The organism is Candidatus Enterococcus courvalinii (genome assembly GCF_017315945.1).
Taxonomy (GTDB): domain Bacteria; phylum Bacillota; class Bacilli; order Lactobacillales; family Enterococcaceae; genus Enterococcus_B; species Enterococcus_B courvalinii.
On sequence record NZ_JAFLWI010000006.1, the window covers coordinates 191,744 to 212,901 of the forward strand.

Sequence of the window (21,158 nt, forward strand, 5' to 3'; positions counted from 1 at the left end):
TTAAATGAATAAACTCTCATTTCCTTATCTCTAAAAAAAAAGATTTTCCCCCTAATTTTTTTAGAGAGAACATTGTATAGTGGGAGGCAAGAAATTTTTATTTTGGGGAGGAAGTAAATGAAACAAAAAATCATGGGCAGACATAGTTATTTATTTTTTTGGTTTTTCCCCCTTCTTTTACTTCCATTTACTTGGGTGAACGCAATCGTTCAAGGGGCCGAAGTATTAGGATTGATTCAAGGAAGTGGACTTTTGGTTGCACGAAATTTTCCAACGTTAACGATTTTTTATTTGGTAGTGAGCGTCAGTTTATTGATACCAAGGGCATTAATCAATAATTATAATTGGAAACTAATTTATTTTTCTTGCATGTTGGTTTTCACATCGACATTTGCATTGTTGCCACGAATGATCATTGGGCCAACCGGACTTAGTCAAAGTGGATTGAAAGATTTATCCGACTATTCCGCTATGTATTTTTTGACGATCCGTCCATTATTTTATTTAGCAGCTGCGTCTTTTATTGTGTCAGTAATCATGTATTTTTTTGTTGAGTTGAGAAGAAAAAATAGATAAACATGGTTTGAGGATAAAAAATAAAGAGAACTGTTCTTAAAATCCGTCTTTTTGATTAAAAACGGTATAAATAAAACTGCAAAGATAATTAAAAAAGAGGTGTGAGCTTGTAGAGAACCCAAAAAATCTGACTTTGGGATTTTCTACAGTTGCTCACATCTCTTTTCGTATTGTGGAAGAATAGGCATTATTGATTTAGCCAATATGTTTTTCCATCTTTTGTTCGTTGCATAAATCCGTATTCGATTAAGTAACGGCGAATAGAAACAAAATCTTCAATGTGCTGTTTCAAAATATCATTGATTGCACGCTCGGAATAATTTTTTTTCGGATCAAATTTTTGCGTTAAATAATTCAAGAGAATGATTTTTCTTTTTTCTTTACTTGGAAAAGTTTGAATAAAGTCGTTATCATCTAAATAAGTTTGTAAGATTTTTTCCTGTTCAGCAGGTGTGATGTTGTATCGCTCATCTAGCATTCGCGCACCTGTGTGAGGTGAGATGAATGTTTGGCTGCTTGCTGGTAAAAGTGTCATGAGTGCAGTCAGTCGTCTGGCTTGGCGCTCTTTTTCTTTTAATTTGAACCGATGATTTCTTACCGTTGATGGGGAAATCCCTAAGCGTTGAGCGATCACAGTGTCGCTTAAATTTTTTTCAAACAGTTGGACAATTTCATATTGGCTTTCGGATAACCCTAACGATTCTCTGGATAATTGAAGCAGGGCATGCAGAGGACCACCATGTGCCGATTGAAGATGTTGTGTGATGGCTCCTTTTGCGGTTTGAAGTGTGTCAGGCGTAATCAAATCTGGATAAATTTTTTCAAATTGAAAAGTTACGTCACAATAAAGGCAGTGATAAGCTTCGTGTTCAATTGTCCAACCAGTTAGATAATCTTGCTGTTCATAAAGTAATTCAGTTTCCATGTAAAAACCTCCTTATTTGTATTTATAGTAACATTTTATAATTATGTTTGCAAAATAATAAACAAAATTCAAATAAGTTTAATTTTAGTTTTAACCTTTACAGGAAATTTACAGAAATTCACGAATTGTTTACAACATCCATATCTGAGCTTTACAGTAGCTTGTTACACTTTACTTGTAACTAAGAGAGGAGTATTTGAATGAAAAAATTATGGTATTCTTTAGGCATCATTGGTTTCTTATTAGCAGGTTGTGGTTCTTCAGGTGCAAGCACCGACTCAACTGCGCAATCAGATAAAGCAGGTTCAGAACAAGTAAAAATCGTAGCAGTTGGTTCAACTGCATTGCAGCCATTAGTTGATGCTGCACAAGATAGCTTTACCCAAGAAAACTCAAATTATCAAATTTCTGTTCAAGGTGGCGGAAGTGGCACAGGGTTAAGCCAAGTGTCAGACGGTGCCGTGACAATTGGAAACTCAGATGTTTTTGCAGAAGAAAAAGATGGAATCGACGCGACTAAATTGGTTGACCATAAAGTGGCTGTTGTCGGAATGGCACCAATCGTCAATAAAGAGACTGGCGTCACAAATGTTTCTCAACAGGAATTGATTGATTTATTTACAGGAAAAATCACAAACTGGAAAGAACTTGGTGGAAAAGATCAAAAAGTCACAGTGATTAACCGTGCAAACGGTAGTGGGACTCGCGCTACTTTTGAAAAATGGGGATTGAATGACGAAACACCTGTACAATCACAAGAGCAAGATTCATCAGGAACAGTTCGCCAAATCGTTGCTCAAACACCAGGAGCAATCAGCTATCTTGCTTTTTCTTACTTGGATGAAACAACTCAAGCCTTGAGCGTGGATGATGTGAAACCAGAGGAAAAAAATGTGGCAGACAATAGCTGGAAAATCTGGGCATATGAACATATGTATACAAAAGGAAAACCAGATGCAGCTGTTCAAAAATTCTTGGATTATATGACAAGTGAAGACGTCCAAGAAGGACCAGTCAAAGATCTAGGTTATTTACCAATCACATCAATGAAAGTTGAACGTGATGTCAACGGCGAAATCAAATAAAAACAGAAAAAACAGCGACGAGAATCCATACGGTTTTCGTCGCTGTTTTTCGATTTTCGTGCTATTTATTTCATAAAGTTACTTCAAAAGTGGAACCAACACCGGGATGACTTTCCACAGTAATCGTGCCGTTCAACAGATTAACATAGTCTTTGACGATTGCCAGACCTAAACCTGTTCCCCCAGAATGTCGGCTACGTGCTTTATCAACGCGATAAAAACGTTCAAAAATTCGTTCTTGGTCTTCTTGATCGATCCCGATTCCAAAGTCTTGGACAGAAAACCACAAGTGCTCATCTACACGATAACGAATAATGATTTGACCACCTTCTTTTGAGTATTGAATGGCATTTTCAATCAAATTTTTGATGATTGGATATAAGATTTCTGACTGAACGGTAAATGAACCATTATTTCCCAAAAGTTTGACACTTAATTTTTTCTGCTTGATAAAGGGGTGGTAGCTTTGAATAATTTGTTCAAAATAAGATTCCAGATAAATCGTTTGTGATTCATATAAGTTTTCACCATCTTTAGATAACTGGATGATTTCGCGAATCAATTGATCTAAACGATGTGCATCTTTTTGCATGATTTCTAAAAAAGTAGTCAATGTTTCCGGGTCATCTTTAGCACCGTCTAAGAGTGTTTCTGTGAAGCCCATCAATGAAGTAACTGGGGTTTTTAATTCATGAGAAACATTTCCGACAAAATCTTTCTGGACTTTTTCGAGTCGCCGAACTTTCGTTAAATCATAAGCCACGCCCAGAATTTGTCCAGTTCTATCTGCATTGATAAAGTAACGTAAACTAATATCTAATGTTTGATTGCCTTCACTTAATTTGATCTCTTGCTGAACTAATGGATTGGCAGCAGAAACCTGATGAATCAAATGGATTAGTTGAGGTTCTTGAATTACCTCAGCGTAAGGTTGCGAAGTCAGATAAGTCGTAACCCCAAGATGCATCTGCATTTTAGGATTCAGTAAACGTAAATGTGACTCCGAATCAATCAAAAAGACACCAATCATCAATTCATTCAGCAATGTATATAACTGTTCTTCAGTCGTCGCATAAGCACGATACATATGACTCATTTGTTCACTTAAGGCATTGATTGTCTGATAAAGTTCTTCCCATTGATCTGAGGTTTGCATAATGACTTCGGTTTCTTCAGGGTCATTGACCATTTTTTTCAACACAGGTAATACGGTATGCAAAGGTTCGTTTCGTTGATACGCAAAGTAAGCAATCATTCCTGAAAGGATACAAAAGAAAAGTAGAAAGAATAGAAATACCCAACGACGAAAATTTTCTGTGCGTGGTAAAAATCCACTCGTTGGTTCGGCAATTCGGATCATAGCTTTTAGTTGACCGTTTTCTTTAATTGGTAAAGCGACATAGAGAAGTTGTTCATTTACAGTCTCACTTTGACGCAAGGAACTTCCCAGTCGACCACCATCAAGAACAGCTTTGATTTCAGGACGTGTACTACGACTGCCTGTTAGGTCTTCATCACTGGTGTCATACAAAACATTGCCAGCAGCGTCTAATAACGTGATTCGTTCAGAAGATTGGTGAACGAATTCTGTCAAAATTTCTTTGTTTTCTACTGAATCAGGATTCGACCAAGTGAGCTGTCGTGTTAACAATTGTGCTTTTTTTGTCAAGTATTCTTCTTGTTGCTCAATAATTTGCTGTTGGAAATAATTTGAGATAAGTTGCCAACTGCCAATAAAAACTGTTAGGAAAAAGACCAAGAATAAAAGACGTCTTGAGAAAGTTTTCCAATTTTTCATAGTCGAGGCTCCTGAAATTTATAGCCAAATCCGCGAACAGTTATTAAATATTTGGGGTGTTTTGGATCACGCTCGATTTTTTCTCTCAGATGACTGACGTGAACATCGACGATTCGACTTTGACCAGCAAAATCAAAATTCCAGATACGTTCGAGCAAAGTGTCTCGATCAATGACGCGATCTTTTCGTTTCATAAAGTAAACTAACAATTCAAATTCTTTGGGTGTCAACTCAATTAGGCGTCCATCAACCGTAACTTGAAAATTCGTTAAGTTCGCGATGATTTGCCCCACTGTTAAGTACTCTGGTTCTTCTTCATCAACGGGGGCATTTCGAGGTTCCATTCGCCGAAAGATGGCTTTCATTCGAGCTAATACTTCGCGTGGGCTAAATGGTTTAACCAAATAATCATCGGCACCAATCTCTAAACCTAAAATACGATCAATTTGGTCATCTTTGGCAGTGAGCATCAAAATAGGCGTATCGTTTTTTTCTTGACGAAGTTTTTGCGTAATTTCCATGCCATCCATTGAAGGAAGCATGACATCTAAAATAATAAAATCAAAGGCTTGATCTAAAGCAAGGTCTAATCCCTCGCGTCCATCCGTTGCACTAGTAACTTGATAGCCTTCTTTTTCTAAGTTAAAGGTTAATAAAGTGACGATGGAAGGTTCATCATCAACAACTAAGATTTTTTTCATAAGCGCTCCTTTAAAACATATTCATGCTTTACTATTTTAGCATAGAATCAAGGGTAGGGGCTATGTAACCAACTCAATAAATGGTATAATAACTAGGCACTTTGTTGGAAGGAAAGGAAGCGATTCAAATGATTGGTATCAGTGCCTGCTTAGGCGGTGTGTTATGTCGTTATGACGGTCAGCCAAAAGCTGTTTTGCAACTTGTCGCATTGGTTGAAAACCATGAAGCCATCATGGTTTGTCCAGAAGTTTTGGGTGGCTTACCGATTCCCAGAGATCCAGCAGAAATTGTCGGCGGAGATGGATTTGATGTTTGGAATGAAAAGGCAAGAGTTGTGACTTCCAAAGGGGTCGATGTGACAAAGGAATATCAGGCAGGTGCAATTCTTGCTTGGCAAAAATTAAAAGAACAACAAATTGATCAACTCATTTTGAAGGCAAAAAGTCCTTCATGTGGTAGTAGTCAAATTTACGATGGTACATTTTCTGGTACCTTGACAGAAGGTGTAGGCGTAGCAACTGCTTATTTTTTACAACAGAAGATGAGTGTTCTATCTGATGAAGATTGGTTAGCACAACAGCAAGAAATTACGAAGATAAATGAGGTGAGTTGAATGGAAATTGAAAAAACAAATCGAATGAACGCACTTTTTGAATTTTACTCGACCTTATTAACTGAAAAACAAATGAATTATATGGAATTGTATTATGCGGATGATTTTTCACTTGGGGAAATTGCAGAAGAATATCAAGTCAGTCGACAAGCAGTTTATGATAACATTAAGAGAACTGGAAAAATTTTAGAAGACTACGAGAAAAAACTGCATCTTTTTTCAAACTACATCGTACGTGAACAAGCCTTGGAACAACTGATGACTTATGTCACCGAGCATTATCCAAAAGATGATGCACTAATCGGTTTTATTCAACAAATTCAAGACATCGAAGAGTAACAAACTAGAAACTAATTAAAGGAATGAAGAAAATGGCATTTGAAAGCTTAACAGAACGTCTGCAACAGGCGATGGGAAAATTAAGAAAAAAAGGGAAAGTATCAGAGGCTGACGTCAAAGAAATGATGCGGGAAATCCGCTTAGCATTATTGGAAGCCGATGTCAATTTACAAGTAGTCAAGGACTTTACAAAACGTGTGCGAGAACGCGCAGTAGGAGTGGAAGTTCTTGAAAGCTTGTCACCTGCACAACAAATCGTCAAAATCGTTGATGAGGAACTAACGATCACCTTGGGTTCCGAAACAGCAGAATTGATCAAGTCACCAAAAGTCCCAACTGTGATTATGATGGTGGGGTTACAAGGGGCTGGTAAAACAACTTTTGCTGGGAAACTAGCAAACTTTTTGAAGAAAAATGAAAAAGCACGACCATTGATGATTGCAGGAGATGTGTACCGCCCTGCAGCGATTGACCAATTGAAAGTCTTGGGCCAACAATTAGATGTTCCTGTCTTTGATATGGGAACAGATGTCAGTCCAGTGGAAATCGTTCGTCAAGGGATGGAAGTTGCTAGAGAAAAGAAAAATGACTATGTCTTGATCGATACGGCGGGTCGTTTACACATTGATGAACTTTTGATGGATGAATTGAAGCAAATTAAAGAAATTGCGCAACCAAATGAAATTCTCTTGGTGGTTGATGCGATGACTGGGCAAGATGCAGTTAATGTAGCGGACAGCTTCAATCAACAACTAGGCATTACTGGGGTTGTCATTACAAAACTTGATGGAGATACCAGAGGTGGGGCAGCACTATCTATTCGTTCAGTAACTGGCGCGCCAATCAAATTTATTGGGTCAGGTGAAAAATTAACAGATTTGGAAGTCTTCCATCCAGACCGTATGGCTAGTCGAATCTTGGGTATGGGTGACATGCTAACCCTGATTGAAAAAGCACAACAAGATTATGACGAGAAAAAAGCGGAAGAACTTGCCCAAAAAATGCGGGAAAATTCTTTTGACTTCAATGATTTTATTGAACAACTGGATCAAGTAATGGGAATGGGTCCATTAGAAGACTTAATTAAAATGATCCCAGGAATGAATCAAGTACCTGGCATTGAAAATGTAAAAGTTGATCCAAAAGATGTGGAACGGAAAAAAGCAATGGTGTACTCGATGACACCTGCTGAACGAGAAAATCCTGATTTGTTGAACCCTAGTCGCCGTCGTCGTATTGCTGCTGGTTCAGGAAACAGTGTGGTAGAAGTAAACCGGATGATCAAACAATTCAAAGAATCTCGTAAAATGATGCAACAGATGTCGAAAGGTGACATGAATATTCCAGGAATGGACCAAATGTTTGGAACAGGAGTCAAAGGAAAACTTGGAAAAATGGCGATGAATCGCATGGTTAAGAAAAACAAGAAGAAAAAGAAAAAACGTAAATAAGCGATTGCTGAATGGAATGAACTTGAGCTATGACAAACGATTGATTGAGATGTTGTCATAGCTTTTTTGTTAATAAATAAACATGGAGGCAAGGGAAATGAAACGATGTTCTTGGGCAGAAAGTACGGAATCAATGCAACAGTATCATGATACGATTTGGGGTGTTCCAGAATATGATGATCAAAGACTTTATCGCAAACTAATGCTAGACATCAATCAAGCAGGATTAAGTTGGCAAACGATTTTAAACAAAATAGAAGCTTTTGATCATGCGTATGACAATTTTTCTTTAGAAAAAGTGGCGGCATATGACGAAAATAAAATAGAATCTTTGCTTCAAGATAAAGGTATTATCCGAAATCGAAGAAAAGTTGAAGCTGCTATTCATAATGCAAAGGCTGTTCAAAAGATCCAACAAGAATTCGGAAGTTTTGCTACTTTTTTATGGGGGTTTTCTGATGGTAAAGTAGTAAATCATATGTACCAAACACAAGAAGAAATTCCGACAACGAGTGAACTATCTGACAAGATCACGAAAGAATTGAAGAAACATGGCTTTAAATTTGTTGGGAGTACCACGATTTACGCTTTTTTAGAAGCAGTCGGAATCATTAATGATCATGTCATTGATTGTTTTAGACATTCAGAAGTAAAGTAATCAACCATTCAAGAAGGCTAATCAATTAATAGATAAAAATCCGAAGTGAAGGAGAGAGACATATGCGAAAAATCGTTTTTTACGGAGCAATTAGTTTGGATGGCTATCTGGCAACAAAAGAAGATGATTTACAGTGGTTATTTGATACGCCAACAGATGAGAAAACAACTTATGAATCATTTTATCAAACAATTGATACAACAATCATGGGGCGGAGAACCTATGAAGAAGCTAAGAAATCTTTAGGTACAGAACTGTTATATCCAGAAAAGAAAAATTATGTATTTTCGAAAAATCAATCATTGGTTCTACCAGACGCAACAGTGATCAATGATGATCCTACTTCGTTTATAGAAAATCTTCGACAAGAATCAGGTTCAGACATTTGGATCGTTGGTGGCGGCTCACTACTTAAACCTTTGTTAGAAAATCAGTTGATTGATGAATGGTGGATCCAAATCACGCCAGTCTTACTCGGTGAGGGAATTCGATTGTTTCAACCTGGTGAGTATCAAGAAAGGCTAGAATATATTGATTCACAGGAATTTGGTCAATTTATTGAATTACATTATCGAAAAAAATAAAAAAGTTGTCTGTCAAATTTTATTTGGCAGACAACTTTTTTGGCTGAGCGTTTTGAGCCACAACCTTATTTACGGTGTTCTCAAAACAACTCCTCAATATAGCTCGCATTCACTTCAAAATATGAAGAGCTATTTTGAGTGATTTCTCGCTATCTTCTCGGAGTTAAGCACTTTGAGCCACAACCTTTATTTACTTCGTCAATTTTTCCAAGAAGTCAATATACGCATTCATAATCGTTTCAAAGAATTTCATCGTACCATCAATGATTTTTCCATCTTCACCAACCAAGTTAACGATGTTACCGATATAAGCTTCTGGTTGTTGTAGTGTTGGCACATTTAAGAAGACTAGCGATTGACGGATAATATGGTTAGCACCAAAACCGCCGATTCCACCAGGAGAAGCTGTAACAACTAAACCAGGTTTTGAATCCCAAACACTTTGACCATAAGGACGAGAACCAACGTCTAGCGCATTTTTCAAAGCTGCCGGGATTGAACGATTATATTCAGGTGAAACAAAAATAACACCATCCAGATCTTTTACTTCATTACGGAAACGAGTCCAAGCTTCAGGTGCATTTTCTGGTGTTTCAAGATCTTCATTGTAGAAAGGAAGATCATCAATTTTAACAAAGACACTTTCATAGCCATCAGGTAGTAAGCTTGCGAAAGCTTCAGCAACCTTTTTGTTATAAGAATCTTTTCTTAAACTTCCAATAAAAAAGCCAATTTTTTTTGTCATAAATAGAACCTCCTAATAATTATCTTTCATAAATATCTTACAAAAAATAAGTAAAACGAGCAAATAAAAACACTTGCTATTTAAAAATCCAACAAAATTAGCGTCAAAAATGCCTATAATCATCGAAAAAAAGGAATTTATGACCCTGTAAAGAAAAAAAGCTTTACAGGGTAAAAAAAAACTGTTACACTACATCTTGTGAATAAATCAATGGAGGTGGAAATAAATAATGGCAGTTAAAATTCGTTTAAAACGTATGGGTTCTAAAAAGAGTCCTTTTTACCGTATTGTAGTAGCTGATTCACGTTCTCCTCGTGACGGACGTTTCATCGAAACTGTAGGTACTTACAATCCTTTGAAAGACCCTGCAGAAGTAGTTTTAAAAGAAGACTTAGTTCTTAACTGGTTATCAAAAGGTGCGCAACCTTCAGATACAGTTCGTAACATCCTTTCAAAAGAAGGCGTTATGCAAAAACACCACGAAGCTAAATTTTCAAAGAAATAAGGTGAGCGGATATGAAAGATTTAAGTGAGCTAGTCTTAACAATCGTTCGTCCGTTAGTCACTCATCCTGATCAAGTTCGGTTAGAGGTTGTTGAATCGAAAGATTTTTATGAATATAATCTAACTGTAGCACCAGAAGATATTGGTCGTATCATTGGAAAACAAGGACGAGTTGCGAAAGCAATCCGGACAATCGTTTACGGGGTACGAATCAACGCACCTAAAAAGGTTCGTTTAAATATCGTTGATGATAAGGAATAATCAAAAACTGTTTCGAATTTTTTCGAAACAGTTTTTTTTTTGCATCATGTGATTTTTGTATAAAAGTAAAAAAGAATTCATTTTGACAAACAAAACTAGAATTGCCCAAACGCCCATGCTAAAATGAAGCAGAGAAAAAAGAAATGAGGAAAAACTGTGACTGAATATCTAAATGTTGGAAAAATTGTCAATACTCAAGGGTTAAAAGGAGAAGTACGCGTCATTTCAACGACTGATTTTCCTGAAGAGCGTTACCAAAAAGGAGCACAACTCACTTTATTTCAAGATGGAAAAGCACCTGTTGAATTAACCATCAAAAGTCATCGTAAACATAAAAATTTTGATTTATTAAGTTTTGAAGGGCATCCGTCAATCAATGATGTCGAAAAATATCGTGACGGTATTTTAAAAGTGTCAAAAGAAGAAATTTCAGAGTTAGAAGAAAATGAATTTTACTATCATGAAATCATCGGCTTAGAGGTCTTGGATGAAGCTGGCGAAAAACTTGGAAAAGTGAAAGAAATCCTTTCTCCAGGAGCAAATGATGTTTGGGTCGTTCAACGTGAGAAGAAAAAAGATTTGTTGCTTCCTTATATTGCATCAGTCGTAAAAGAAGTAGATGTAGCAAATGGCGTAGTCCATGTGGAAATTCCAGAAGGGTTGATTGATGATGAAGATTGATGTATTGACCCTATTTCCTAAAATGTTTGAAGGGCCTATGGGTGAATCGATCATTGGGAAGGCTGTTGCTAAAGGATTGCTAGATATCAATGTATCTAATTTTCGTGAGTATTCTGATAACAAACACCAAACAGTAGACGACTATCCTTATGGTGGTGGAGCTGGAATGTTATTGAAAGTTCAGCCAATCTATGACAATTTGAAAGCAATCGATGAAGCAGACCCAACTGTCAAGAAACGTGTGATCTTGTTAGATCCAGCTGGGAAACAATTTAACCAAGCGATGGCAGAAGAATTTTCGCAAGAAGAACATCTAGTTTTTATTTGTGGTCATTATGAAGGTTACGATGAACGAATTCGCACACTGGTAACAGATGAAGTTTCGTTGGGTGACTATGTCTTGACTGGGGGAGAACTTGGAGCGATGGTCATGATTGATGCAACTGTTCGCTTACTTCCTGATGTATTAGGAAATCAAACCTCAGCCCAAACAGATTCATATTCTACCGGATTACTTGAACATCCACAATACACAAGACCTGCTGAGTTCAAGGGAATGAAAGTCCCTGAGGTATTAACAAATGGTAATCATAAGTTGATTGAGGAGTGGCAGTTAAAAGAATCTCTACGTCGAACAGTTCAACGACGCCCAGATTTGCTAGCTGACTTAGAACTGACACCACAAATGGAGAAGTTTTTAACTGAAATCAAGCAAGAAGAAACAGAATAGAAAAAATGTGTTTGTCATGAAAATTTACTTTACACTCAATTGGTAGTATGTTACTATTTTATGGTGAGTGCAAAGCACTTAACTATTACGATGTTCCGCTGTGAGTTTACTCATAAGAATGTTTGGAATAAGGAGAAGAAAACATGAATCCATTAATCGAAGAATTAACAAAAGAACAACTACGTTCTGACATCCCAGCTTTCCGCCCTGGTGACACTGTACGTGTTCACGCGAAAGTTGTCGAAGGTTCACGCGAACGTATCCAGTTATTTGAAGGTGTTGTAATCAAACGCCGTGGTGCTGGAATCAGCGAAACTTATACAGTTCGTAAAATTTCTAACGGAGTGGGCGTTGAACGTACATTCCCAGTACACACACCACGTGTTGCTCAAATCGAAGTAGTTCGTTATGGTAAAGTACGTCGTGCGAAATTGTACTACTTACGTGCATTACACGGAAAAGCTGCTCGTATCAAAGAAATCCGTCGTTAATTTATTGTTATTCGACCAAAAATACCCCTTGCCTAGGCAAGGGGTATTTTTGGTTTTCATGAGTGGAAGGCACATAGAAAATGATAAGATGGATTAAAGGAGCATACACCTTTCACTAATCAACCACTATGAGGGTTAGTTAGATAGAAGCTAAAGTTGTATTAGTTTGAAAAGTAACCGATCGGGATCACTCGAAATAAGTGTTGGAAGTAGTTATTCACTTATGAAACGAAAATGAAATACCTCTAGTTAAAGAAGAGTAGTCTTCTCATAGAGTAAAAGGTAATGCCATCACTTGGATAAATTGGTGAGGTAGTTTTCTTGAATGACAGTTACGCTTTCTTTGAATGTTATATTTTCATTTTTGAGCCACTCTTTATAAGCAATATCCATAATTTGAAATACTACGCTAGTTACAAAATTTATTTTTACTTCATCGTCAGAAACATTCAATTCAGTGAGTTTTTGAATCAATAATTGTTTCATGTCATATAGTTTCAGTAATTCACGTTCGATTAAGTCTGAATGACTCTGAATTATTTGTTCCCTCATCAAAGTGCGTTCTCTGTTTTGGTCAAAAACTTGGACCTCTTTTAGTGAATCTAGCAGCAAATCAAATAAAGAAGATTCCTCCTGATAATGTTCCTCAATATACGAGGTGAGTTCATCTAATAGTTCGTTTTTGGATTCGAAAAAAATATCAGCTTTATCCTTGAATTGTCTGAAAAAAGTTCGTTCAGTCACACCGGCTAGACTAGCGATTTCTTTAATTGTCGTTTGATCAAATCCGTTACGTGTAAACAAAGACATCGCCGCATGTTGAAGTTTTTCTTTACTTTTCATCATACTCTCCTTTTAAGTAAATGTCACAATGTGACATTTTTGTTGATTTTTATCATAGGGTGTTTTACAATGACTAAAATGTCACTTTATGACATTTTAACAAAATTGAAAAGGAGATTCAACTTATGAAAGCATTACAGTACGAAAATTTCGGTGGACCAGAAGTTTTGAGTTTAGTCGATATTCCAGAACCGGCTACGTTACCTAACACGATCAAAGTTAAAGTAGCAGCTATTGGACTAAACCCGATGGATTGGCTCATCATGTCAAATGAAGAGCTCGCAAAAAATTTTGGTGTTCAGCTTCCGCAAATCTATGGCTATGATTATTCAGGAGAAATTGAGGAGGTTTGGTCATCTGATAGCCCGTTTAAAGTCGGTGATCGAGTCTTCGGTTCGACAATGAAAGGAAGTGCGGCAGAATATATTCTAGTAGACCCAGCAGAAATCAACTTGATTCCTGATAATCTTTCAGATGAAATAGCCGCTACGATTTCAATTGCTGGAAGTACTGCTATTGATGTCATCAAGAAAGCATCAATAACTAGTACAGATACTGTATTGATTGGCGGAGCAGCAGGGGGAGTCGGAGTATTTGCAATCCAATTAGCAAAACTAAAGGGAGCTAGCGTTATTGGTACAGCTTCCGATAGTACGCGCGATTTTTTAACTTCCTTTGGTGTAAAACAAGTTGCTTATGGTAAAGGACTAACACAGAGAGTTGCTGGTGAAAAGATAACAGCTGCAATTGATTTGTATAGTCACGAAGTAATTAACACAGCAATTGAATTGGGCGTTTCAGTGAATAAGATGGCAACAGTGATTGGCTTCCCAATGCCTCCTGAAGGGGTATCTTATGCAACAGGTTCCAATACCAAACCTGAGGAAATGGAGATGCTTGCCAATCAGATTGCATCCGGAGATGTCACTGTCCCGATTGAAAAAACATATTCAATCAGTGAATTTGAAAAAGCTATTCAAAATTCGATGGATCGTCATATTCATGGTAAGTTAGTTCTTCATTTCTAGGAAAGTTCATTGCTTTGGATATTCTTGATTAAACGAACTTTTAGTATAACTGAACCAGTGTGTTGGGTAATAAAAAAATTGTCTATTATGAAGTTTCCGATGGTTAACATTTTCTTGTATCGCATGAGTCAACACGCTCTTTAAAGAGATTTTTGTTACAGTTGAACCATAATATGACAAACAAATTGCTGGTAAAAGTTGTCAAGCCTCAACTATTTATCTTTTGTTCACCGCATAATCCATCAGGGAAAATTTGGGAAAAAGATGAGTTAGAAAGGATAGCTTTCTTATGTAAAAAGTATGGAACACTGTTAGTTGCTGATGAAGTACATTCCGAGATTATTTTTTCTGGTGAGTTTACTTCTGCCTTGAAATTATCCGAAAAATATTTGGATAACCTGGCTGTATTGACTTTACCAAATAAAGCTTTTAAATTAGGCAGATTAAAAACATCTTATTCAATCATACCCGATGAATCAAAGAGAAGGATCTTCCTACAACGGTTGAAAATGAATGTGATTACTTCTCCGAATGTTTTTGGTGTAGCTGGACTAACAGCAACCTACGACTATGGTGAGGAGTGGCTAGAACAGTTAACTTTATATTTAAGAAAAAACTATGAATTTTCCAAACAATTTATTGAAGAAAATATTGCTAATTGGAAGGTCATACCTGCTGAAGCCTCCTATTTACCATAGATTGATATTTCTGAAACAGGTAAGACATCACTTGAATGGGTTGACTATCTTGCAAAAAAAAGCGGGAGTGATTGTCGAGCCGGGGGACAATTTCACCGCAGATGGTAATCAATTTCTCCGAATAAACATAGGTACGTCAAGAGTGATTCTGGAAGAAGCGTTGGAAAGAATCAAAAATTGTCAAGATGAGTTTGTGCCAAAAAGTAAATAAATTTTTTAATGGGCACGCAGATTTTGTTATCTGTGTGCCTTGTTTATGGATAAAGTTCATACAACTCAATTAAGCTCAAGTTTGTTAGAGATACTTGTATAAGAGAATAGAACAAAGTAAGAACACACTTTATTTATTTCGGCTGTTTGAGAGTTTTATAAATAAATTGATTTACAAAACGCCTTTAACTGAGGTTGTGAACAAAGTACGAGCAAAAAGAGCAGGACAAATTATATGTCCGGCTCTTTTTTTGTGTAAAAAAATCAGCTGTAAGTTCATTCTTAATGAGTGAGAAAAATATTTTCTTACTTAATGTTAGTTGTTTAAATGTTGATTTTAAACTGTTTTGCCGACGAAACTCTCACGTTTTTTTAAAAAACGAAAAAAATCTGATAAAAATTGGCAGAAAAAATGAATATACTAAGCATATAGAATAAAACAATGTTCTGTGTGCTTAATTCGTTTATGCACAAAATCAAAACAGTAAAACAAGCAGAAGGGAGGAGAAAAAGTGAAAAAGTTTACGAAAATGTTGGTTTTACAAGCAACAGTTTCACTACTTGTTGCACCGTCGATGTTGGCTTTGCCAGAAATCGTTCAGGCTGTGACCGCGGAAAGTACGCAAGAAAACCAGAATCAAGTTGGCAATGTCTCGCTCAAAAAAGTGGAACAAGCCGAATCTGGGAATCTTGTTTGGACAGTATTGATTGAAAAATCAGCATCTGAAGCAAATCGTCAAATGACTTTCACTATTACTGAACCTACTGATGTCCTTAGTGTTTACCAACCAGATAAAGAACAAGAATTGAAACCAGATAAAAATGGTGTTTATCAAATTGGTGAAAATAATCAGCAAGCTCAAACTATGCAACTCGAGATCCAAACGAAACAAATTCCCCAGCAATTCGATTACACGTTGAAAATTTCCCCGGTGATAAGTGAAGGGGAAGAACAAGTTTTCTTGAACCAAAAAAAATCGTATGACTTTTCTTTTACTGCAACAGAAGAAACAAGCAGTGAGGAAATAAACACAACAGAAGAAAAAACACCAGCTACTGAAAGCTCAACAAGTGAATCAGAAGAAACTGCGAGTGAAACGACTAAAACAACAAATTCTGCTGAATCAGCAACGAGTTCATCAACTACGGAAACAGCTGAAAGTACGAAAGAAACGTCTAGTTCAGAAACAAAACATACTGCTGCGCCAGCTATTGCAGCAAGAAGTGGGTTAGCGCGTGCATCATTAGGGACTGGTAGTAAAACGATTCCTAAGGGTGCTATTAAACTTGATGGTATTTTTTCTACTATTGTAAAATCTAGAGGAGGTAACGCTGGAGAAATTATTGTTCCCCATGCTACTCCTAGTGATAATAATGGAATGCCATACGATGAAATTCAACTTTCTGGGAAGCAAGTAGCGATTGGCGTGTGGTCTAACGACGAATACAGATTAGATTTTTCTAAGAGCTTTAAGGGAAGAAACTACGTGAACTTCGGACAGGGAAAATCTGATGGTTTTGCTTTTGTTATGCAGAATGATTCAAAGAAGAATCAAGCTTTAACAACAGCAAATGCTGAATCCGATGGACAAAATTTGGGCGTCTATGGAGGAACCCGTTCTACAGGGAAAAATATTCCTGCCGACGGACCTCAGCAATTTGCCATAAAAAATTCTGTCGCAATTGAATTTGATTTATATCAGAATGCAAGTTTAGCTTCGTATTACAAAGATGGTAGTTATTATGATGGAAAAACGGGATTAACAGATGCTACTAACCTTGAAGTACCTCACATGGCTTATTCTTTTCCAGGTAATCTAAGCAAAGGATATTTCTCAGCGAATACGAACGGAACGACTTGGTGGGGGACAGGTGGAAATAATCATCCGTTAGACCTAATTAGTCATAGTTACGCAGCGGCAATTAATCATCATGGTTTTACTAAAGTAGATGGTGTTTTAAGCAATAGTGATGACGGAGGTAGTTGGTATGAATTCCAATATAGTTTTGATGAACCAAGTAAAACTTTTTCATATCATTTGATCAATCCGTTAAATGGTTCAACAACACCTACAGTTTCTATACCTTGGGATGATTTACAATCGGAATTAAAGTTATCTGAAAATGGAATGAAAGCATACTGGGGATTCACCGCAGCAAACGGAGCAGCAAGTGGTCAAACAAAATTTGTCTTTACCCAAGTCCCAGTAGATCTAGGCGCAGCTGTTAACAATGATGTAACAACTAACGATACGTCCATTGCTGACAAAAACGATTCAGCAGAGTACAACGATTCGTTGCCATCTGCCGAATATGGCGAAGAGGTGACCATGAAGTCTAACTTTGCAATAGATGCCCAAGCAGAGGACGTTTACGATGTAACAAAATGGGAAACTTACTTAGATCCAAATTTGTACGATCTTTCAAAAGGTATCAAAAACATCAAAGTCAATAATAAAGAAGTTGCTGGGGTCACAGGTTCAGTAAGTGAGGAAGGAATCGTAACAGTAAACTTTAATCCAAGTAGTAACGTTGGTATTGGTCAAGACAGTACCTTTGAATACACAGCAACGCTGAAATCAAAGGGATCAATAACGAAAACTTATTTCAATAGTCAGATTTCAGCTAAAGAAAATGGGACTGATAATATACGAAGTTTTCAAGGAGAAGAAGTTCCCTATTGGGTGGTTCCTCAGCCTGAACACCCAACAGTCTTGTCTTGGGAAACACCGAATGTAGTTACTGAAAAGATGGATACAAAAGATCGTTCAGAAGTAGCTGATGGGTATGACTTAACGTTCTATTGGAAAGATGAAGATGATGGTGATCTTTTAAAATTCACGATCAATCGAAATAACCCTGATGCAACCAACGAATTTGCTCAAATCGTCACGACAGGTTCAACTGAGTTCAATAGCCATAATTGGCATATTCCTGCAGATAAAATTGTCCCCGGAATGAATGAATACACAATTACCATGACACGTGGAGACGAGGTTCAAACGTTGAAATTGACGTTGAATGTCACTGGAAAACTTTCATTTGAAACTGCTCCAGACATATTAAGTTGGACTGGAAGAAAAGCGAGTGAATCAAAAGGTACTTTGATTCGAGATAGTGATAATCCAATGACGTTGAGTGTCTTTGATAGTCGTGAAGACACCTCAACTTGGTCATTATATGTACAGGCTGAGTTGACAGATGCTACTGCACCATTTGATTTCGTCTTTAAAAAAGATGGCTCAAGTACCGCACAAACGATAATGTCAGACCCTGTGCTTGTGATGCGTAAAGGAGACGTGACACCAACGGACTTTATGACGACCAAAACATGGAACGAATCAGAAGGTGTCTTGCTTCAAAGTGATAATTATATGCGTGTCGGCGATTACAGTGGTAAAGCTGTTGTGAAGTGGAATCTTTATGACACGGAAGTACCAGAGTAGGGGGGCGAAGGAATGAAAAAAAGAATCATTCAGAGCTTGATGATCGTATTTGGACTTTTGTTATTTAGCAGTCTGGATACTTTTGCCAGTGAGCAACCTAACTTTGATATGGATGAACAGCAAGTCACTTTTCGGATCGTCAACGAAAAGAATAATCAACCTGGAGAAATAGGTGGGAATAATAGTCATTCATTACTGCCTAAAACCAATGAAACGAGTGTATTCATGCTTTCGTTTGTGGGAACATTATTCATCGGAATCGTGTTCTTGGTTTTCTGGTTGAGAAGGAGGGACGAAGATGAAGAAACGAATTGAGTTTGTTTTCGTTGGATTACTACTTTGTCTTTTGCTCCCAGCTCCAGCTTTTGCGCAAGAAGTTTCAGGAGAAGAAGACCAGACACCAATGAATGTCACTATTGTAGAAAGTCCAATCAAGTTAGAAAAAGTGACAGCACCAACTTTTGAAACGTATCAAAAGTCAGCTCACGAACAAGAAATTCAAGCAACTGGTGACCTGTTGATTGCTGTCAGGGACCAACGGGAAAATAAAAAAAGCCCTTGGCAACTGACCTATCAGCTTTCAACATTTACGAATGGTCAAGAATATCAAGTGAAAGTATTACTTGGACAAGGGAAATTAAGCACTGATCAATCAGGTGAAGTCGTTCAGGCAACGCCACAAAAAATTGCTGCCGATCCGAATGAGACTGCAACGATCTTGGAAGCTTACTCTTCTCAATCAACTAAGTACTATTATCAAATCGAGAAGCAAAGGATCCATTTAGAATTACCAGCGAATTTACCTGTAGGGGAGTTTGTTGGTCAACAAATAGTTACTTTATTAAACACACCGGAAATAGATTAGTTTTTATAACTAATTTTTTATAACAATCAAATTTAAAGGAGATTATTAAAATGAAAAACACAAAAATCGTAAGCATGACATTAAGCGCAATGGTATTAGCAACTTTAGGAGCAACAAGTGTTCAAGCACAAGAAGTAGTCGATCAAAAAGGAGAAACACCTACAGAAGTTACTATTATTGATAATGTTGATCCAACAGATCCAACAGATCCTCTTGATCCAACAGACCCAACTCAAAAAATGTTGACTTTAGAAAAAGTACCAGCTGCTTATAACTTTGAATCAAAACTACAAAATGCAACATATAACTTAACTGCTGATTTAACAGATGAAACAATCGAAGTCTTCAATGACCGTAGTGATCGTGAATGGTCTGTCAAAGCCAATGTTGCTGATAATAAATTGACTCGCTCTTCAGATTCAAAAGAATTCACCGTTGATTCATTCCAAATTGATGGTACAGAGCTTGCTGCAACAGGTGCTGAAGGAATCGTAGCGAAAGCTGAAGCTACTAAAACAGCTGCCAACAACACTGGTTTGATCGAAACAGCTGTGAACCAAGTATCAATTGGTTTTACTGATACAGATAAAGCTTTAGTTGTAGGGGATAAATTAGCTGGAAGCATCCAATACCAACTATACAACACAGCAGACGCAAAATAATCAGTAACTACAATAATCAATGAACGAATGACAAGAAGCTGCGCATCTGCGCGGCTTCTTTATTCAATGTTTAAAATAAGGAGAAATCAAGAATGTTCAAACAAATAAAGAAGTCGCGAAAGATAGTAAGTAGTTTCCTTTTGTTGTTGAGTTTCCTTTTGACAGCACCACTACCAGTATTTGCACAAGAAGATGCAGGTGAGGTCGGCTATGATATCCAAGCAGTCATTCCAGAAAATCAAATTGACAAAGAAAAAAGTTTTTTCGATTTACGAATGGAGCCAGCACAAGAACAAACCATCACTGTAAAAATCAATAATACTTCCAACGCGGATTCAACTTATAAACTGAGTATCAATCAAGCCTACACGAATAGCCAAGGGTTTATTGACTACAACGAAAAAGCGGAATCGGAAAAAAATAATTATCCTTATGCGATTGATTCGATTGCAAAAGTAGCAGCTACAGTAACTGTTCCTAAAAAAAGCAGTAAAGATGTACCAATCACGTTAACGATGCCTAAAGATCGTTTTGATGGTCAAATTTTAGCAGCAATCCAAGTGGTGAAAGAAACGGACAAAGATCAAAAAGGAATCGTGAATAGTTATGGGTATATCTTAGGTTTGAAACTAACTGAAACGGACACAGAAATACCAAGAAAGTTAGCGTTGAAAAAAGTTGAACCCGCTATTTCATTTGGGAAAACTAGTGTAGTAGCTATCTTAGAAAACCCAACAATGGATGCCTATGGTCACTTAAAATATGATGCAACTGTAAAAAATCGTAAAACGAACAAAGAAGTGCGTCACGTGGCTTACGATAATGATATGCAATTAGCACCAAACTCAACCTACCGTTTTGCAATCGATTGGGAAAAAGAACCGCTTACAGCTGGCGAGTACAGCTTGCATCTGCGTGTAACAGATGCAAAAGACAATGAATGGGTTTTTGATGAAAACTTCACGATTTCAGATAAACAAGCCAAAGAAATCAATGAAGCAACGATTGATGCAGGCAAGAAAGCGGCCATTCCAATGTGGATTTATCTCGTCTTTGGTATTCTCCTTGCAATCATTCTGTTAGGAATCTTCTGGATCATTCTTCTTAAGAGAAGAAAAAAAGAGGAAGAGTCAGACACAGAAACGAAATAAGATTTCTGTACAAAAAAACTGCAAACGAAGTTGGACAATTAGGTGTCTAAACGTTGTTTGCAGTTTTTTATTTTTTAAAATAGACAGCAGCCTCAAACAGAATAATTGAGGT

General features: G+C 37.1%; 24 protein-coding genes. 19 read left to right on the forward strand and 5 right to left on the reverse strand.

The window, feature by feature from the left end:
- Positions 1 to 117 precede the first annotated feature (117 nt).
- On the forward strand, positions 118 to 576 hold the full coding sequence (locus JZO71_RS05230; protein ID WP_206898515.1) for a hypothetical protein: 459 nt from the start codon (positions 118 to 120) through the stop codon (positions 574 to 576).
- Positions 577 to 763: 187 nt separating this feature from the next.
- On the opposite strand, the gene JZO71_RS05235 is transcribed toward JZO71_RS05230, so the two are convergent.
- Positions 764 to 1,501: a DUF2087 domain-containing protein gene (locus JZO71_RS05235; RefSeq protein WP_206898516.1), complete on the reverse strand. Its 738-nt coding sequence runs from the start codon at positions 1,499 to 1,501 to the stop codon at positions 764 to 766.
- A 200-nt stretch (positions 1,502 to 1,701) separates the two neighbouring features.
- Here JZO71_RS05235 and JZO71_RS05240 point away from each other — a divergent pair, with 200 nt between their 5' ends.
- A complete protein-coding gene (locus JZO71_RS05240) occupies positions 1,702 to 2,586 on the forward strand; it encodes a phosphate ABC transporter substrate-binding protein PstS family protein (protein ID WP_206898517.1) in 885 nt (294 codons plus the stop codon).
- A gap of 70 nt (positions 2,587 to 2,656) precedes the next feature.
- Here JZO71_RS05240 and JZO71_RS05245 read toward each other — a convergent pair whose 3' ends face one another.
- On the reverse strand, positions 2,657 to 4,384 hold the full coding sequence (locus JZO71_RS05245) for a sensor histidine kinase (protein WP_206898518.1): 1,728 nt from the start codon (positions 4,382 to 4,384) through the stop codon (positions 2,657 to 2,659).
- Entirely contained in the window at positions 4,381 to 5,085 is a 705-nt protein-coding gene (locus JZO71_RS05250; protein ID WP_206898519.1) for a response regulator transcription factor, read from the reverse strand. The genes JZO71_RS05245 and JZO71_RS05250 overlap by 4 nt, the downstream gene beginning before the upstream one ends.
- A 128-nt stretch (positions 5,086 to 5,213) precedes the next feature.
- On the opposite strand from JZO71_RS05250, the gene JZO71_RS05255 reads away from it, so the two are divergent.
- The 5 genes from JZO71_RS05255 (at position 5,214) to JZO71_RS05275 (ending at position 8,731) form a co-directional block, all read left to right on the forward strand.
- Positions 5,214 to 5,699 carry a 2-thiouracil desulfurase family protein gene (locus JZO71_RS05255; RefSeq protein WP_206898520.1) on the forward strand — a complete coding sequence of 162 codons (486 nt, stop codon included), beginning with the start codon at positions 5,214 to 5,216 and terminating at the stop codon, positions 5,697 to 5,699.
- Positions 5,700 to 6,038, forward strand: a complete 339-nt coding sequence (locus tag JZO71_RS05260; protein WP_206898521.1) for a putative DNA-binding protein — start codon at positions 5,700 to 5,702, stop codon at positions 6,036 to 6,038.
- Positions 6,039 to 6,070: 32 nt separating this feature from the next.
- Positions 6,071 to 7,489 carry a signal recognition particle protein gene (ffh, locus tag JZO71_RS05265; protein ID WP_206898522.1) on the forward strand — a complete coding sequence of 473 codons (1,419 nt, stop codon included), beginning with the start codon at positions 6,071 to 6,073 and terminating at the stop codon, positions 7,487 to 7,489.
- Positions 7,490 to 7,586: 97 nt separating this feature from the next.
- The gene (locus tag JZO71_RS05270; RefSeq protein WP_206898523.1) at positions 7,587 to 8,147 is read left to right on the forward strand and encodes a DNA-3-methyladenine glycosylase I; all 561 of its coding nucleotides are present in this window, start codon (positions 7,587 to 7,589) and stop codon (positions 8,145 to 8,147) included.
- A gap of 62 nt (positions 8,148 to 8,209) precedes the next feature.
- Complete coding sequence (locus JZO71_RS05275) at positions 8,210 to 8,731, forward strand: dihydrofolate reductase family protein (RefSeq protein ID WP_206898524.1); 522 nt, start codon at positions 8,210 to 8,212, stop codon at positions 8,729 to 8,731.
- 190 nt (positions 8,732 to 8,921) lie between these two features.
- Here the strand turns inward: JZO71_RS05275 and JZO71_RS05280 are convergent, their stop codons facing one another.
- Positions 8,922 to 9,476, reverse strand: a complete 555-nt coding sequence (locus JZO71_RS05280; protein WP_206898525.1) for an NADPH-dependent FMN reductase — start codon at positions 9,474 to 9,476, stop codon at positions 8,922 to 8,924.
- Positions 9,477 to 9,705: 229 nt separating this feature from the next.
- On the opposite strand from JZO71_RS05280, the gene rpsP reads away from it, so the two are divergent.
- The 5 genes from rpsP to rplS all read left to right on the forward strand — a co-directional run bounded on the left by rpsP (position 9,706) and on the right by rplS (position 12,143).
- A complete protein-coding gene (rpsP, locus tag JZO71_RS05285) occupies positions 9,706 to 9,981 on the forward strand; it encodes a 30S ribosomal protein S16 (protein WP_005875628.1) in 276 nt (91 codons plus the stop codon).
- A gap of 11 nt (positions 9,982 to 9,992) precedes the next feature.
- Complete coding sequence (locus JZO71_RS05290; RefSeq protein WP_067483991.1) at positions 9,993 to 10,241, forward strand: KH domain-containing protein; 249 nt, start codon at positions 9,993 to 9,995, stop codon at positions 10,239 to 10,241.
- Between the two features lie 156 nt (positions 10,242 to 10,397).
- On the forward strand, positions 10,398 to 10,922 hold the full coding sequence (gene rimM, locus JZO71_RS05295; RefSeq protein ID WP_206898526.1) for a ribosome maturation factor RimM: 525 nt from the start codon (positions 10,398 to 10,400) through the stop codon (positions 10,920 to 10,922).
- Positions 10,912 to 11,652, forward strand: coding sequence for a tRNA (guanosine(37)-N1)-methyltransferase TrmD (trmD, locus tag JZO71_RS05300; RefSeq protein ID WP_206898603.1), 741 nt, complete (start codon positions 10,912 to 10,914; stop codon positions 11,650 to 11,652). Before rimM ends, trmD begins: the two co-directional genes overlap by 11 nt.
- A 143-nt stretch (positions 11,653 to 11,795) precedes the next feature.
- A complete protein-coding gene (rplS, locus tag JZO71_RS05305) occupies positions 11,796 to 12,143 on the forward strand; it encodes a 50S ribosomal protein L19 (protein ID WP_067483995.1) in 348 nt (115 codons plus the stop codon).
- A gap of 291 nt (positions 12,144 to 12,434) precedes the next feature.
- Here the strand turns inward: rplS and JZO71_RS05310 are convergent, their stop codons facing one another.
- Positions 12,435 to 12,986 carry a TetR/AcrR family transcriptional regulator gene (locus JZO71_RS05310; RefSeq protein WP_206898527.1) on the reverse strand — a complete coding sequence of 184 codons (552 nt, stop codon included), beginning with the start codon at positions 12,984 to 12,986 and terminating at the stop codon, positions 12,435 to 12,437.
- A gap of 125 nt (positions 12,987 to 13,111) precedes the next feature.
- Between JZO71_RS05310 and JZO71_RS05315 the strand changes: the two genes are divergently transcribed.
- The 7 genes from JZO71_RS05315 (at position 13,112) to JZO71_RS05345 (ending at position 21,046) form a co-directional block, all read left to right on the forward strand.
- Entirely contained in the window at positions 13,112 to 14,014 is a 903-nt protein-coding gene (locus tag JZO71_RS05315; RefSeq protein ID WP_206898528.1) for an NADP-dependent oxidoreductase, read from the forward strand.
- Positions 14,015 to 14,187: 173 nt separating this feature from the next.
- On the forward strand, positions 14,188 to 14,712 hold the full coding sequence (locus JZO71_RS05320) for an aminotransferase class I/II-fold pyridoxal phosphate-dependent enzyme (RefSeq protein ID WP_206898529.1): 525 nt from the start codon (positions 14,188 to 14,190) through the stop codon (positions 14,710 to 14,712).
- A gap of 722 nt (positions 14,713 to 15,434) precedes the next feature.
- On the forward strand, positions 15,435 to 18,368 hold the full coding sequence (locus JZO71_RS05325) for an L-type lectin family protein (protein WP_206898530.1): 2,934 nt from the start codon (positions 15,435 to 15,437) through the stop codon (positions 18,366 to 18,368).
- Positions 18,369 to 18,380: 12 nt separating this feature from the next.
- Positions 18,381 to 18,683 carry an LPXTG cell wall anchor domain-containing protein gene (locus JZO71_RS05330; protein WP_206898531.1) on the forward strand — a complete coding sequence of 101 codons (303 nt, stop codon included), beginning with the start codon at positions 18,381 to 18,383 and terminating at the stop codon, positions 18,681 to 18,683.
- Complete coding sequence (locus JZO71_RS05335; protein WP_206898532.1) at positions 18,667 to 19,233, forward strand: hypothetical protein; 567 nt, start codon at positions 18,667 to 18,669, stop codon at positions 19,231 to 19,233. Before JZO71_RS05330 ends, JZO71_RS05335 begins: the two co-directional genes overlap by 17 nt.
- Positions 19,234 to 19,283: 50 nt before the next feature.
- A complete protein-coding gene (locus JZO71_RS05340; protein WP_206898533.1) occupies positions 19,284 to 19,895 on the forward strand; it encodes a WxL domain-containing protein in 612 nt (203 codons plus the stop codon).
- Positions 19,896 to 19,987: 92 nt separating this feature from the next.
- Positions 19,988 to 21,046, forward strand: a complete 1,059-nt coding sequence (locus tag JZO71_RS05345) for a WxLIP family cell surface protein (protein WP_206898534.1) — start codon at positions 19,988 to 19,990, stop codon at positions 21,044 to 21,046.
- Positions 21,047 to 21,158: the final 112 nt, after the last annotated feature.